Below are 16,516 nucleotides of genomic sequence, written 5' to 3'. Positions count from 1 at the left end.
AGCACTTTCCACCAAGCGGATGAACTCTTTTCGATAGCCTTCCGTATCTTTTCCGAGGGCGTTTTTGGCAAAGTCAATAACTTGATTATAAGAGGCTTGCTCTTTAAATTCGGAATTGCGAAGCAGTAGCCCAAACTCGGCAACGGCGGCGGCAAATTGGAAGTTATCCGAAGTTTTTGAAAGTTCTTTTAGCTGAAAATCAATCGGTTCGGAAACTTCAATGCTTTTATCCGATTTCGTATCCGGATTTTTATACCGAATCTTCAAAAAAGCAAGTTCATTTCCTGCTTTCGCTTTTTCGTTAAGTTGCTGATTTTGATAACGTAATGTATTGTCATTTTTTCCGTCGGCGGGAACGATTTCATAAAAAACCGTTACGGTATGCCCCGAACCCACTTCTCCTGCATCTTTTTTGTCGTCTTCAAAATCTTCGGTGTTGAGCATTCGGTTTTCGTAGCCCACCAATCGGTATTCTTTCACGTATTTGGGGTTAAATTCCAACTGAAATTTCACGTCTTTGGCAACGGTGTAAAACGTTCCGCCGAACTCATTGACCAACACCTTTTTAGCTTCCATAATATTATCAATGTAGGCATAATTTCCGTTACCTTTGTTGGCTATGGTTTCGGTCATATCATCGCGATAATTCCCCATTCCGAATCCTAAAACACTGATATACACACCACTTTCGCGTTCTTTTTCCACCAAACGTTGCAGCTCGTCGCGATTTCTTACTCCTACGTTAAAATCGCCGTCGCTTGCCAGAATTACCCGATTGTTTCCGTTGGGAATAAAATTCTCGCGAACCACTTTGTACGCCAATTTGAGTCCTTCCCCGCCTGCGGTGCTTCCTCCTGCTTCGAGTTTTTCCAAAGCGGCTTCGATTTTGGCTTTTTCCTTCACCGAAGTGGAAGGCAACACCAAGCCCGAACTGCCCGCATAGACCACAATTGCCACGTTATCAGTAGGTTTTAACGAATTGAGTAACAGCTTAAAAGACGATTTTAGCAACGGCAATTTATTGGGTTCGTCCATTGAACCTGAAACGTCAATCAAAAAAACGATGTTGGAAGGCGGTGTTTTTTTCATATCGATTTTTTTCGCCTGCAACCCGATTTTAAGCAGATAATTTTTTGAATTCCAAGGAGCTTTGCTCAGCTCGGTGGTCATCTTGAAAGGCGTTTTGCTTCGGGTGTCGGGTTGCGGATAGTCATAATCAAAATAGTTAATCATCTCCTCAATGCGAACGGCATCTTTTTGGGGTAAATTTCCGTTGTTGATAATCCGCCGAATGTTGCTGTACGCGGCTCTGTCCACATCTGCCGAGAAGGTCGAAACGGGGTCGGTAGCCGTTTTTTTGAATTTGTTTTCTTCGATAACTTGGTGGGTTTCTCTTTCTTGGCGGTAGTGGGCTCGTTTTACCGCCATATTGTAGGAAGCCATTTCGGTTGCTGGTAAAACAACTTCTTTGCTTACAGATAAATCATTGATATCCATTACAATGGCTTGTACATCTTCATCCAAAGATTCACTTTCTTTTGAAGATTCTTTCGGAGTAACCTCTGTTTTTGTCTCACTCGAACGTTCTTTTGCAGTTACGTTTACGTTCACATTTGATGCTTTTTGCCTGTTTCCGCAAGCGATAAGCATACTAATCAGAAAAAATAATAAAATTGCTCGCATAATTAATAATTTTTCTGAAAAATAATCTAAAAGCGTGCCAAAAAGAAAGTTACTGTAAATTTTAACAAAATGAAGTTATTTTTTGGCTCGGAGCATTTCGCGTTTTCCGGGTGGTCCTTGCAATTTTTCTACCTGAAAACCACAGTGTTTCATTGCTCGTTGCACGCTTCCTTTGGCGGAATACGTAACCAAATAACCACCTTTTCTCAATGCGTTGTGCATCTTTTCAAAGATAGAAACTTCCCAAAGTTCAGGTTGTACTCTCGCTCCAAACGCATCGAAATAAATCAAGTCAAACCGCTCAAAATCATTGATTTCTTCAAAAAATTGCTTTCTTTTTTTGAAAGAAAATTTTTCGGAAATCAAAAATTCTTTTTCCCATTCCGATTGGTGGATTTTTTTAAATATCGGAGGTAATAACTTGTTTCCCATTTGATTGCAGTAATTCATCTGGCGGGCTTCTTCCCACGAAAGCGGATAGGCTTCCACCGTTTCATAATGAATTGTTAAATTCTGCTTAAAATGTTCGGCGTATGTTACCAAAGCATTCAATCCGGTGCCAAAACCAATTTCAAGAATAGAAACTTTTTGATTTTCAAATAGATGAAGTCCGTTTTTGATGAAAACGTGTAACGCTTCTTGCACGGCTCCGTGTTTGGAATGAAAGCATTCGTCCCATTGCGGGATTTGAAAAGTGGTTGAACCATCGGAAGTTATGATAACCTTGCGTTCCATTTTAGTTTTTAAATCCGATTTTTGCGGGTTCGGAATTTTCTTTCAAATCTTTTGTATTAATATTTGTTAATTCCGCGAGTGAATAAGGTCTGTCCACAACAATTTGTTTATCAGTTGATTGTAAATATTTATTTGCCTTTTCAACGGTAAGTTCCCTAAATTTGTACTCGGCAATGAGTCGCCCTTTTCGTAAAAGTGCAGGGTCGATTTTTGAAATATCCGAATTGAAAGTGCAAATCAGCTGACATTCAATCACATCGGAAAGTATTCCGTCTGCAATATTTAAAATGGACGAAACCACATCGGTGTTGCTGTTGAAAGCGGTGCGTTCGGCGATGTAATTTTCACAATCTTCCAGCACTAAAATCGAATTTTTATTGTCAATCAACAGCCCGATAAACGCGGGGTCGGTCAGTGAACCAATCATCGTGGTGGGAATGAAAATAAATTTTTTGTTCGGAATTTGGCTTGTTAACCACTTGATATAGTTGGTTTTACCCGAGCCTGCAATTCCGTGAAACAAAACCACGCCTTTGTTGTCATTGGTCAAAACGCTTTTCACCCGATTGTGAATTTCCAAAAAATCATCGTTGTACATCGTCTCAAAATCAATGCGATAGGGTTTTATGCTATGCGTTTTGAATTCCAAACCCGATTGTGTTTTAAGCAAAATCGAAACTTTTGAATCTTTTGAAATATATTTTTCGATATATTCCGAAAAAAGTGCTGTTAAGTTTTCTTTTGTTTTCGGATTGGTGTTTTCGTAATAAATGTGATTTACTTTAAAAAGCCCGTCTTCAAAAATTTGATTATCATATTCGTTGGATAAGTTCTTGTCTGTCAGTATAAAAACTTCCAATTCGGGATGAAAATAACATTCTTCCGATTCAAAAAGTGCATTTTGTTTTGATGAATAGTCAACTGTGTAATAATCAGTACATTTCACAAAATGTTTTAATTTTTCTTTTTGAATGACCAAATCGTCTCCGCCCAAGTAAATTCGACTCATCAAATCGTCAAGCAAATATTGATACGGACTGCTGTAAGTCAGCAATTTAAACTTATCAACAACCTGAATGTTGTCATTTCCGTCAACCTGCAATAAATTAATAGGGCGATAATATTTGGATTCTTGTATTTTCATCGATTTTAAGTAATTATGATTTCTGTTTTTCAAATAAATGGGTGCAAAATTACGAAATATAAATCGAAGTCAAAAACCGAATTAAAAAAACGGTTCTAAAACACCAAAAAAAAGCGGAAAAATTAACTTTTCCGCTTTTTGTAAAACCTTGTTTATTATCCTTTTAGCAGTTTTTCCTGAACTTCGTGGCTCATTACCTGATAGCCTGATAAATGGCGGTTGAATTTCGATTTTCCTTGCGTGATGGAACGCAGCGAAGTTGAGTATCCGTACATTTCCGCAATTGGAACTAACGCCTTGATTTGCTGATACTGACGTACGCTGTCAATGCCCGTAATCACGGCTCTTCGGCTTTGCAAATCGGTCATCACGTCGCCCATCGCAACGGTGTCGCAAAGCACTTCCAACTCGTAAATGGGTTCCATAATTTTCGGCGAGGCATTTTTAAAGGCTTCCGAAAAACCTGCCGAAGCCGCCAACTGAAACGCAATGTCATTAGAATCAACAGGATGCATCTTTCCGTCAAAAACACTTACCCGCACGTTTTGGCAGTACGAACCCGTCAACGGTCCTTCCTCCATCTTGTTCATAATTCCCTTTTTGATGGCACTAATAAACCGAGTATCAATGCTTCCGCCAACGATGCACCACAAAAAATGTAAGTATCCGCCCCAAGGCAATTCGATAAGTTCTTCTCTTCTGATATTCAAATCATTAGGAAGCGGAGCATTTTCATCGTAAGGCTCAACCCGCAAATGTACTTCGGCAAATTGCCCTGCTCCGCCCGATTGTTTTTTATGACGATACTGAGCCTCAGCGGTTTTTGAAATAGTTTCACGATACGGAATTTTAGGTCTAATCAACTCCATATCAATGTTATATAATGATTTGATACGTTGTTTCACCACATCGAAGTGCATTTGCCCTTGTCCGTGAATGATGGTTTGTTTCAGCTCGGGCGAATATTGCAACGTAAAGGTCGGGTCTTCTTCCTGAATGATGTGCAATGCATTGGTAAGTTTCTCAAAATCAGATTTTGACGGAGGAACCACTGCCATACGGATTTTCATCTGTGGGAATTTTATCTTGCGGATTTGTACCTCTTCGTGTCCTTCGCCGTTGAGGGTGTTGTTGGTGTGTGAATTTTTCAGTTTGATGGTTACGCCCAAATCGCCCGCCACGAGGGTTTCGACCGCTTCACGATTTTTTCCGTTTACGATGAAAATTTTATTGATGCGTTCATCTTCGCCATTCATCTGATTTTTAAGCGTATCGCCACTTTTTAGCGTACCGCTATACACTTTAAAATAACTCAATTCGCCAATTTGAGGCTCGTTTAAAGTCTTGTAAATGAAGATACTCGTCGGAAGTGAAGCATCAGGCGGAAGCGTTTTTCCGTTTTGAAGAATTCGGTCGGGGCGTTGCAAGGGCGACGGACAAATATCTCTGATAAAGCCCATTACGCGTCCCGTTCCTTTGTTTTCTTTGGCAGAAACGCAAAAAACAGGGAAGAAATTTTGTTTTCCCATTGCTAATTGCAGCCCTTGTGTGAGTTCTTCTTCGGTGAGTGTGCCTTGCTCAAAATATTTTTCCATTAAGCCTTCCTCTTCTTCGGCTGCGATTTCAACCAACTGATTATGAATGTTTTTAGCTCGTTCCAAAGCATCATCGGGGATAGGCATTTTTTCGGGTTTTCCGCCATTTTCGCCAAAAACGTACATCGTCATTCGCAGGGCATCGACAATTTTACCGAATCCTTTTTCGGGGTGATAAGGGAACTGAATTTCAATGACTTTGCTTCCGAAGGTGGATTTAATGTCGCTTAATGATTTTTCAAAATCAGCTTTTTCGTGATCCATCTGATTGATAACAAACAAAGTAGGCGTTTGAAATTCGTCGATATAATCTTTGTGAAGTTCGTTTTGCACCTCCACGCCCTCTTTGGCATTGATGACCACTACGGCAGTGTCGGCAACTTTCAGTCCGGAAATGGCTTCCCCGATAAAATCGTCAAACCCCGGAGAATCAATCAGATTGATTTTTACATCGCCCCAAAAAACGTGGGTAAGCGAGCTGAAAATACTGTGTTTTTTTTCTTTTTCCATTTCGTGAAAGTCCGAAACGGTGTTTCCTTCTTCAATTTTTCCGATTCGGGTGGTAGCTCCCGATTCAAAAAGCATTGTTTCGGTAAGTGACGTTTTGCCACTTCCGGCGTGCCCTAACAACACGGCATTACGGATATTGTTGGTTTTGTAACTCATAATAAAAAATTTTGTGTTTAAAATACACGATAAAGGTACGAAAAAAATAAAAATCGAAATGAAAAAAATGTGATTTTTTTGTGTTAAAAAACGATTTTTTTTGTAAATGATTGTATTACAAAAAAATAAGCTATCTGAAAAAGATAGCTTATTTTTGGTTTATTTTTTGTTTCGAAGTTATTTATTTCGATTTTTCCAAGTAGTGCCTTTAATTTCTTTTTGATTGGGCAATACAAAACTGCATAAAATGGCGATAACGATGTTGGAAACCATTCCAATAAGTCCGTAAAGCAGGAAGGAAAGTCCCGTGTGTGATTTCACTAAATAAAGAATTACCACGCCTGAAATCAGTCCGATAAAAGCTGCTGCCGACCCCACACGCGGGAAGAAAATCCCTAAAATAAACAACGCACCCAATCCGCTGGTTAGCAATCCTAAAAATGTGTTGAATTGATCCCAAAGTGAAGCTATGTTCCACGTAGCTAGAACAATAGCCATAGCCGTTCCCAAAAGCCCCACGACAATTCCTGACCATCTGGCAACCGTCATTTGTCCTTTAAAAGAAGCCTCTTTAAAAAAAGTTTTGTAAAAATCAGAGGTTATTACTGCCGAAACGGAATTGATATTTGATGAAAGCGTACTCATCGCGGCGGCAAAAATCGCGGCAATCAATAATCCTGACAAGCCCACAGGCATCTGTGAAACAATGAATTGCGGGAAAATTGAATCGATATTAGGGTCGGTGATTGACATCTGTTCGGGGTTCGATTTATAGAAGGCAAACAAGCCCGTTCCGAGTAGGAAAAACAAAATACTCACCGGAACACTCACAATTCCGTTGAGCCAAATACTTTTTGCCGTGGCTTTTTCGTTCACGGTGGACATATACCGCTGCACTACCGATTGGTCACTGGTGTACGAAATCAGCGTGTTGGCAAGCCCACCGAAAACCACCACCCAAAAGACAGGTTGTGAGAAATCAAATCTAAAATCAAATGTTTGTAACTTATTGAAATTTAATGTAGTATCCCAAAATTCAGAAAAACCGCCTTTTATTCCTAACAACATTACCACAAAAGCCGCAATAGCACCGCCCACCAAGATAAATCCTTGAATAACGTCGCCCCAAACTACGGCTTCCATTCCGCCACTGGTTGAATATATGATAGTTACAAGGCTCATTATCAGTATGGCATAGTAAATATTAAAGCCCGTAACGATGTTCAACGCCAATGAAGGCAAAAACAGCACAATGGCAATACGACTTATCATAAAAAGCGTGAAAAATGCCGATGCCGCCCAACGAATCGAACGACTGAAGCGAAGCTCCAAATACTGATAAGCCGTGTCGAATTTAAACCGCAAAAAGAAGGGTAAAAAATACCGAATAATTACGGGAACCGCCAAAATAATGGTCATATTAAACATCAACATACGCCAATCGGTGGCATAGGTTTTTGCCGGGATGGAAATGAACGTAATGGCACTGAGCATTGTAGCAAAAATACTTACGCCCACAGCCCACCACGGAATGCGTCCGCCGCCTTTAAAATAATCTTCGGTGTTGTTATTATTTTTCATAAAGAAAAACCCAAGCCCGAGCATTCCGACGAAATATAAGCCCAAAACGGCATAATTTAGCCAACCAAAACCACTGCCTTTTGAAAGCGATAGTTTGGTGATGAAAGGCGAACGAATACCGGGTTTTTGCTCGCCTCCTGCGATGTAAACAGATTGGCTTTCAGTATCATAAAACGATGAAGTTACCGCCACTGAATTCTCGGCATTGCCCAGCGTAAACCACTCGTCGGTAATGGTGTTGTAAACCAAAATTTCTTTTTCAAAACCGGAATGATTTTGCCATAATTCGTTGCGAAGCGAAGTATTATCAGCATTTATGGCTTTTTCTACTTGATTGAAAATAAGCCCCGTATCTCCTCCGAAGAGCAAAATACTTGAAGCCCCCACTTTGCTGGCTGTGGCAACCGCTAAGGGTAATTTTCCGGCTGAATTTTGAATATTTTTCTTAGCAATCCACTGATTTTTAGAAGGTTTGTACTGATACATGTCTGAGAAAAACGTAGTGATTTCGGCATTGTTACGGCTTCTTCCTCCAAAAACAAAAACCGAAATTTCTTCTCCGTCTTGTTGGGCAACCGCCATCGCTCCCGACACATTTTTCAGATAATCAGGCAGTTTTTGCCAACCTTTTTTGAGGTCATTGAGGTCTAATTTCAAAAATTGGTTCGATGAATTTCCGTCAATATCTTGTCCACCAATAAGATATATTTGTTTTCCGATGTGAGTTGCCGTTGCACTTTTTACGGCGAAGGGTAAATCGGGCAGGTGAGTGGTTTTTATTTTTCCGTTTTCGTATGAAATTAAAAACGCTTTTGCCGAAATTCCGTCGGGTGTCTGTCCGCCAATGCAAACCAATCCTTCGGGAAGGGAAACGTAAGCACCTTCGGCTAAGGCTTCGGGCAGGTCATCACCTTGATAAACAACCGAAAAATCGCCTTCGGAAGTAGGTTCAAACACAAAAACGGTTTTTGAAAATTGCTTTTTGCCTCCTTGCCAAGGTTTTTCATCAGGAAAGAACGAACCGCCAGCCAATAGGAAAAATTGCTTGTATTTTCCGAAGTAAGTGCCGGCAAGTCCTTCGTTTAAATGATTATTTTTCAGTGAATTACTCTTCCAAACAACGGATTGATGCAATTCATTGATGTTTTTTGAATTCTGCCCCTGCAAAGTGAAGACAGTTATCAAAAACAAAAGAATTAAAAGTGTAAATTGGTAAAATTTTCCTTTCATAATCAAATTTTTGGTCGCACAAAGGTATGATTTTTCAATTTTAAAACCAAAAAATAAAGAAATATTAAGGCAAAAGCACAAAAAATTCATACTTTTGCACCCAATTTTTTAAATTCAAAAATGATACAAATCGGTGAAACCATAATTTCAGAAGATATAATTGAAAATGACTTTGTTTGTAACTTAAATGCTTGTGCAGGAGCTTGTTGCATAGAAGGTGATGCAGGGGCGCCGGTGGAGGAAGGCGAGCTGCTAACCTTAGAGGCAATTTACCACAAAGTGGCACCTTATTTAACTGATAAAGGGAGGCAAGCTATTGAAAAACAAGGTGTTTATGTTAGGGGAGAAGATGGCGAATGGGAAACTCCGCTCATTGATGGAGGGGAATGTGCCTACGTAATCCGAAATGAAAAAGGGTGGGCATTGTGTGCCATTGAGCAGGCGTACAACGATGGAAAAATTGATTGGAAGAAACCCATTTCGTGTCATTTGTATCCCATTCGTTTACAGGAATATAGCTCTTTTACGGCAGTGAATTACAATCGTTGGCAAATTTGTAATGATGCGTGCAGCTTGGGAAAAGAATTGCAAGTTCCGGTGTATAAGTTTGTAAAAGAGGCACTTATCAGAAAGTTTGGTCAAAAATGGTATGACGAACTGGAACTTGTGGCTGAGCATCTAAAATCGGAATAAAACTCGTTTAAAATCGGTGTAAAAAAAGCCTTTGTCAAAGTTCTGAAACTTTGACAAAGGCATAGGGAGATAAGTCGTTTTCGTGGGTTTTATTCAATATAAAGCGTTCTGTCTTTCGGGTATTTTACAGAATATTCCAGCTCAAATTCTTGTTTTTGAGAAGGTTGTATGGTAAAATTCCATTCGATTTTTCCGGTTTCTTTATGGATTTTTCCACCGGAATTATTTTTGGTAATCACCTCAATATCTTTGCTTGTTGAAACGGGAATTTGGTCATACACAACGATTTTTATCGGTTGTTTTTTGTGATTGCGAAGGGTTGTTTTCCAAAGTTTTGACACTTCTTTTTTGCCTCCGATAAACTGCCTTGAACTGAAATCTTTTATTTTTTCACGTTGTACGGAAACTTTTTTGTCTTGACCCAATGCAATTTTCAGTGTGTCAGAGGTTTGCGATGGTTTTAACAAGGTTTTTCCCACATACGTTTCCTCAAAAAAGATAGAAGCCTCGCCTTCAAGCAGATTGTGTTTTTCCCAGTCGGTAACGTAGCCCAACAGAAAAGCAACAGGCTCTACTTTCGGAATGGCGTGATATTGGTAATCGGTTGATAATCTGATAGATTGCGTCTCAACGGCATAGTTTTGATTGTCCGGTTTTATGGTGTACGGCACTTTAATTTCAAACTGAATGTTCGTAGGCGTATTGTTGGTTTCCAAAGCGATATAATCTTGTTGAACTTCCTCTTTTTTGGCTATTTTTTCGGTACTTCCGGCGAAAGCCTTTTTGCGTTTTCCGCCATATCCCGTTACCACAACTTCCTCCAATTGTTCCGTATCTTCAAGTAAACGAACGGTCATAACCGGCTTAGGAGCAAGCGTTTGCGTGTTAAATCCGATGCTGCTAATTTCAAGCAGGTTGTTTCCTACGAGATTTCCGTCCAACGAAAATTTTCCGTCAAAATCGGTCGACGCCCCGATGGTACTTCCTTTTACCAAAACCGTAGCTCCGGGGACAGGCACGCCACTTTCATCAATTACAATTCCTTGGATTTGTCCGTTTACTCTTCGTCCGTATTGTGATTTTTGATACGAGGGCGGACGCGTATTGTAGCCCAAGAAATACGTTTTAAGCTCGGGGGCTTCGCTTGTTACGTAGGGGTCGGCGGAGGAGAGCGTCAGTTTTACGTTTTCCCAATCTTCTTTGGTATCTTGGGTTACGTTTGCCTTGTAAATGAGCGTGATGGGCTGACTGATGTCGGTGGCGCGCAAATCGTAACTCGGTGTCCAAGAGGCGTTTTCAACCACGTACGACAATTCCAGCGGAACCGAAGTAGCTCGCTCACTGCTGATTTTTACCCGCACCTCGCCCGTTTCGTTGTTGAGTTTCCCAACGACCGTTTTTTTCTGATTTTCAAGCTCTCGTTGCTTTTTCAAAAGTTCAGCCAAACGGTCATTCCGCTGGTTTTCCTTGAATTTCAAATCGGTAATGCGTTGGTTGTAAAAATCCATAACTTGCTGTAAATTAGCAGCCGAAATGGGATTGTTCTTTCCGCTTAGGTCTTTATTTTTTTGTAATAAATCAATATTGTCTTTGATGATAGTAAGATGTGTCCGCTCGGTTTGGATTTGATTTTCAAGGGTTTCAAGCGTTTTGGTAAGTGTTTCCACTTCGGGTGAAGGTTTGAGTTTGTCCAAAAAGTTGATTTGATGTGAAACCGACAAAATCGTAACGCCTGACGTGGCTTTGATTCGGATACTTTCAGGATTTATAAAAGGCGATAAGTTACTGAATTTAAGTTCGGTAACTCCCTTCGGAATTTCCACCTGCTTTTTGCGGACAACCTGTGCGCTGGAAGTAAAAACGGTAACTTCGCTCACTTTGGTTTTGATTTCTTTGGAATCTTGTGCATTTAAAAAGAAAGGGAAAAGCCCTAAAATGCAATAAAATAATGGTTTCATATTGTGCGTTTTATTGAGTTATTTTTTCAGAATTAATTCCGCATTATTTCCAACATATCATATACTTCACTCATTCCTTGGTCGTTATCTGAAATTACGATGAGTGAATCATTCGCGTCAATTTTGGTGGAACCGTTGGGCGTGATGTATTTGTCGTTGCGTTTAATCATTGCGATGATGGCTTTTTCGGGAAAATCAAGGTCAACAATTTGCTTGCCAACGGTGTGATTTTCAGCCGGAATAAGGATTTCTTGCATAATGGCTCTGGGGTGCTCGGTCATAATGGCATCAACCGGATTTTCAACGTTTTCAGTGGTTTCGGGTAATGCCACGCCAAACCATTTTGCCACGGGGGTCAGCGTTGTTCCTTGTATCATAACCGAGGTTACGGAGATGAAAAACACGATGTTAAAAATAATTTCGGCATTTTTGATGCCCGCCAAAAGCGGATACGTGGCAAACACGATAGGGACAGCCCCGCGCAAGCCTACCCACGAAATATAACCCCTGCGTGCGATACTCATTTTAAACGGAATCGTACTTAAAAAAACGCTTAACGGGCGTGCTATCAGCATCAAAAACAGTGAAATAAGCAAGCCTACGCCAATAAACGGCACGATATGGCTCGGGGTAACCAACAGCCCGAGGGTCAAGAACAGCACGATTTGCATCAGCCACGCCAAACCGTCAAACATTTTCAGTACGTTTCCTTTGTATATAAAGTTTTGATTACCAAGATAAACGGCACATACATAAATGGCTAAAAATCCGTTGCCGCCAAGGGCTTCCGTACCGGAAAAAGTAGCGAACATCAGCGCAATGGTAAGCACCGGATACAATCCTTCAAAACTCAAATGAATGTGATTGATGATGCGATGACTCACTTTTCCGAATAGGAAACCTAAAAGTCCGCCGAGAATAATCTGTTTAAAGAACATCAAAATGAGTCCGCCGACGGGTTGGTCGGGTATTTGAACGAGTGTTAAGAATGTGATTGTCAATACGTTTGCCATAGGGTCGTTACTTCCGCTTTCAAACTCTAAGGTGGGGCGCAGATTGTCTTTTAAATCCAAATTTTTAGACCGAAGAATCGAAAAAACCGCAGCCGCATCGGTTGATGAAACGATGGCACCCAACAGAAAACTTTCAAATAAACTTAATTGATAATCAAATACATAATTGGTGATGTACCATACAAAGCCCCCCAGAGAAAGCGCCGTGAAAAGCACGCCCACCGTTGAGAGTGTAATACCTTGATTTAAAATGGGTTTTACTGATTTCCAGCGGGTTTCCAAACCTCCTGAAAACAAGATGAAATTCAGTGAAATGATGCCGATGAATTGCGCCAGTTTCGGGTTGTCAAACTGTATTTTAAGAATCACGCCTTCCGAGCCGGTAAGCATTCCTACGCCCAAGAATAACAATAGGGTGGGTACGCCAAATCGGTAGGAGGTTTTTCCGGCTATGATGCTTAAAAACAACAATAAAGAGCCGATGAGCAATATATTTTCAGAGGTTAAATTCATTTTGGAATGATATTTTCGGGCGAAAGTACTAAAAAAAACAATAAATACAAAGGATAAAGTCGCAAAAATCAGTAAATTACTCTCCAAAAATTAGTTTTTGCAAGAAATATATATTTTTTTACCCGCTTAAATTTGATTTTTTAGCAATAAAATTCATATCTTTGGCGTTATTTTATAAGATTACATATTATGCAGAATTTAGTAGAACGTTTTATAACGTATATAAAAACCGACACCCAGTCCGACCATAACAGTGAAACCACACCCAGCACCGAAAAGCAGTGGAAATTAGCCCGCTACCTGTTCGATGAACTCAAAGCAATTGGTTTGGAAGATGTTACCATTGACGAAAATGCTTACGTAATGGCAACGCTTCCGTCGAATGTGGATTATGATGTGCCAACCATCGGGTTTATTGCGCATTTTGATACGTCGCCTGATTTTTCCGGAGAAAACGTAAATCCGCAATTTATTGAAAATTACGACGGCGGTGATATCGTCTTGAATAAAGAAAAAAACATCGTGCTTTCGCCTTCGTACTTTGAAGATTTATTGCTTTACAAAGGGCAAACGCTCATCACAACCGACGGAACAACGCTTTTGGGGGCTGACGATAAGGCGGGAGTTGCCGAAATTGTTACGGCGATGGAATATTTGCTGAAACACCCCGAAATCAAACACGGCAAAATCAGAGTGGGCTTTACGCCCGATGAAGAAATCGGACGGGGGGCGCACAAGTTTGACGTTGCCAAATTCGGTGCCCAGTGGGCTTACACAATGGACGGAAGCCAAGTAGGTGAGCTTGAATACGAGAGCTTTAACGCCGCCGGAGCCAAGGTGCATTTCAAAGGAAAGAGCGTTCACCCGGGGTATGCCAAAAATAAAATGGTAAATTCGGTGCTGATTGCCAACGCTTTTATCAACGCGCTTCCGCAAGATGAAATTCCGCAACGAACCAGCGGACGTGAAGGGTTTTATCACATTATGGACGTTTCGGGCGACATCGAAAATACGGTGGTGCAACTCATCATTCGCGACCACGACCGAACCATTTTTGAAAAACGTAAACAAACCGTGCAGCAAATCGTTGATAAATTAAACGAAGCATATCCCAATATGGTTTCGGTGGAAATCAAAGACCAATATTTTAATATGCGCGAGAAAATAGAGCCTGTTTTTCATATTGTTGAGGTAGCCGAAAAAGCGATGAACGAATTAGGCATCACACCGATTATCAAACCCATACGCGGCGGAACGGATGGCTCACAACTCAGCTATATGGGCTTGCCTTGCCCCAATATTTTTGCCGGCGGACATAATTTCCACGGAAAATTTGAGTACGTCCCCGTTGAAAGTATGCAAAAAGCCACGCAGGTCATTATCAAAATTGCTGAATTAGTAGCGAAACGTTAGTTTAATTACCATAGCTTGTTTTTAAGATAACTTTGGCGGAAGTGAAAAACTGTCAAAGTTATTTTTTTGTGGTTATGGTAAGGGCAAGGGGTTTATGTTCGGAATTTGTAACGTGTGATTTTGTGTGTTCAAGTTCAAAATCCGTTTGGTGATTTTTAAGCTTTTAAGTGAGGAAAGCAAAATACGAGTATTTATGCAATACCGAAACGTTGAAATGCCTGACGCACGGTTTTGCGAAGGACTAAAAATAAACGAAGGAGTCCAAAATGAATTGTCCTCCTTCGTTCTATGAAAAAAGTAATTTTCAATAGCCTAAAATTTTCAGCATCTCTTCCGCTTTTTGCTGTTCCATAAATAAGCGGGTTTGGATGTTGCCCTCGCTGTCCTTATCAATCAAAATGATTTTCGGTTGCGGAATGAGGCAGTGTTGCAACCCGCCGATGCCCCCGATGGTATCTTGATAGGCTCCGGTGTTAAAAAATCCGATGTACAGCGGTTTGTTTTTGTTGTACTTCGGTAGGTAAATGGCGTTCATATTCTGTTCGGCGTTGTAGTAATCGTCGCCGTCACAGGTTAGTCCGCCCAGCAAAACGCGTTCATATTCGTCATACCATCGGTTGATGGGCAACAGAACAAAGCGTTTGTTAATCGCCCACGAGTCGGGCAGGGTTGTGATGAACGATGAGTTAATCATATTCCACAACTCACGGTCGTTTTGTTGTTTTTGATACATAATTTCGTAGATGGCGCCACCGGCTTCACCCACGGTAAAACTTCCGAACTCGGTAAAAATGTTGGGAACGGGCACTTTTTCCTGTTCGCACGCAATTTTTATCTGACGGATAATTTCATCAACCATATAGGCATAGTCATACTCAAACGCCAATGAACTTTTAATCGGAAATCCGCCGCCAATGTTCAGGCTGTCCAGTTCGGGGGCTACTTTTTTGAGTTGAATGTACACTTTTAGGCATTTGAGAAGCTCGTTCCAATAGTAAGCATTGTCTTTAATGCCGGTATTGATAAAAAAGTGCAACATTTTGAGCGTTACCTTTTTATTATCTTTAATTTCTTTGTTGTAAAACGGAACGATGTTCTTGTAACCGATTCCTAATCGGCTGGTGTAAAACTCCGAGCGCGGGTCTTCTTCCGAAGCGATGCGTATCCCGATGTTGTACTGCCCTTTTATTTCTTTGTCGAACAGATTAATTTCTTCGTAATTATCAATGATGGGCATACATTTGTCAAACCCCCGATTGATTAGGTCGGCAATGCCATCAATGTAGGCATCGCGCTTAAATCCGTTGCAAATGATGTAGTTATCTTTGGTTATTTTCCCTTCTTGAATGAGGTTGTTGATGATGTTTATGTCAAATGCCGATGAGGTTTCTAAATGAATATTATTTTTCAGTGCCTCAACCATAACGTGTTTGAAGTGCGAACTTTTTGTGCAATAACAATAATGGTATTCGCCCTTGTATTTGTGTTTTTTTATGGCTTTCTCAAACCAGCGCTTGGCTCGCTGAATGTTTTGCGAGATGCGTGGCAGGTACATAAACTTCAAAGGAGCGCCGTATTGGCGTACCAGTTCCATTAAATCAATATCGTGGAAGCGAAGTTCGTCGCCTTCCAAGCGGAATTCCTCTTGCGGAAAGTAATACGTTTGGTCTATTAAATCAACATATTTGTTTTTCATTGTTGCCGATGGTAAATTTTAAGTGAATACATTTTTTAGATTTTCAGAAAGGTGGCAGCTTTGGCTTGCCGGATTGTTTTTAAAAATCCAAACGATTCAAATACGCAACGGAGACAGACTTTTAGCCCGAAATTGAAACTGCTTTCTTTCAGTCCAACTCGGATAAAGATAATCAAATGAACAGGCTGATTCAAAAACAGCCCTCTGCATAGCATTTTTTTGAAGAAACACAATGTTCATTAGTGTGAATTACTTGTTTGTCTGTCAGTGAATTATTTTTTGGGTAGCGTGCTAAAAATACACGGGGCAAAGTTATGTATTTTTTGTAAAAAACAAAATGTAACCGGCATTTTTTTTACTAAAAGGATTTACCGTGTTTTACCTTTGGCAAAGTTTTCAAAATTTGGTAAAGTTTTTTGCGTGAATTTTTAGTGTTTCATTGCTGAATTGGTTTGTGTCATATTACCTTTGTCAAAGTTCTAAAACTTTGATAAAGGTTTTTGGAGAATTTTTGGTATTTCACTGCTGAATTGGCTTGTGTAACATTTTATTTTTGATGTTTCACTGCTGATTTGGGTTGTGTATAATTATATTTT

10 protein-coding genes are annotated in these 16,516 nt (G+C 40.3%); 2 read left to right on the top strand and 8 right to left on the bottom strand.

Features of this window, described 5'->3' with window-relative positions; all coding sequences use genetic code 11:
• The 5 genes from Q4D72_RS10540 to Q4D72_RS10520 all read right to left on the bottom strand — a co-directional run.
• Positions 1–1,683: VWA domain-containing protein (locus Q4D72_RS10540; RefSeq protein WP_303077826.1), on the bottom strand; the 1,683-nt coding region annotated here is incomplete at its 3' end.
• Positions 1,684–1,758: 75 nt separating this feature from the next.
• Positions 1,759–2,418, bottom strand: a complete 660-nt coding sequence (mnmD, locus tag Q4D72_RS10535; protein ID WP_303077825.1) for a tRNA (5-methylaminomethyl-2-thiouridine)(34)-methyltransferase MnmD — start codon at positions 2,416–2,418, stop codon at positions 1,759–1,761.
• Position 2,419: 1 nt separating this feature from the next.
• Complete coding sequence (locus tag Q4D72_RS10530) at positions 2,420–3,562, bottom strand: AAA family ATPase (RefSeq protein ID WP_303077824.1); 1,143 nt, start codon at positions 3,560–3,562, stop codon at positions 2,420–2,422.
• A 155-nt stretch (positions 3,563–3,717) separates the two neighbouring features.
• The gene (locus tag Q4D72_RS10525; protein ID WP_303077823.1) at positions 3,718–5,823 is read right to left on the bottom strand and encodes a translation factor GTPase family protein; all 2,106 of its coding nucleotides are present in this window, start codon (positions 5,821–5,823) and stop codon (positions 3,718–3,720) included.
• A gap of 177 nt (positions 5,824–6,000) precedes the next feature.
• Positions 6,001–8,634: a sodium/solute symporter gene (locus tag Q4D72_RS10520; RefSeq protein WP_303077822.1), complete on the bottom strand. Its 2,634-nt coding sequence runs from the start codon at positions 8,632–8,634 to the stop codon at positions 6,001–6,003.
• Between the two features lie 120 nt (positions 8,635–8,754).
• Here Q4D72_RS10520 and Q4D72_RS10515 point away from each other — a divergent pair, with 120 nt between their 5' ends.
• A complete protein-coding gene (locus Q4D72_RS10515; RefSeq protein WP_303077821.1) occupies positions 8,755–9,327 on the top strand; it encodes a DUF3109 family protein in 573 nt (190 codons plus the stop codon).
• 89 nt (positions 9,328–9,416) lie between these two features.
• On the opposite strand, the gene Q4D72_RS10510 is transcribed toward Q4D72_RS10515, so the two are convergent.
• A complete protein-coding gene (locus Q4D72_RS10510; protein WP_303077820.1) occupies positions 9,417–11,285 on the bottom strand; it encodes a mucoidy inhibitor MuiA family protein in 1,869 nt (622 codons plus the stop codon).
• Positions 11,286–11,317: 32 nt separating this feature from the next.
• Positions 11,318–12,811 (bottom strand): potassium/proton antiporter, encoded by a 1,494-nt coding sequence (locus Q4D72_RS10505; protein ID WP_303077819.1) that lies wholly within the window; start codon positions 12,809–12,811, stop codon positions 11,318–11,320.
• Between the two features lie 189 nt (positions 12,812–13,000).
• On the opposite strand from Q4D72_RS10505, the gene pepT reads away from it, so the two are divergent.
• On the top strand, positions 13,001–14,224 hold the full coding sequence (gene pepT / locus Q4D72_RS10500) for a peptidase T (protein WP_303077818.1): 1,224 nt from the start codon (positions 13,001–13,003) through the stop codon (positions 14,222–14,224).
• A gap of 304 nt (positions 14,225–14,528) precedes the next feature.
• On the opposite strand, the gene Q4D72_RS10495 is transcribed toward pepT, so the two are convergent.
• Complete coding sequence (locus Q4D72_RS10495; protein WP_303077817.1) at positions 14,529–15,920, bottom strand: arginine decarboxylase; 1,392 nt, start codon at positions 15,918–15,920, stop codon at positions 14,529–14,531.
• Positions 15,921–16,516 lie beyond the last annotated feature (596 nt).

The sequence above is a fragment of the Capnocytophaga sp. genome (assembly GCF_030532915.1).
Classification (GTDB): domain Bacteria; phylum Bacteroidota; class Bacteroidia; order Flavobacteriales; family Flavobacteriaceae; genus Capnocytophaga.
This window is presented reverse-complemented; position numbering and strand designations above follow the sequence as displayed.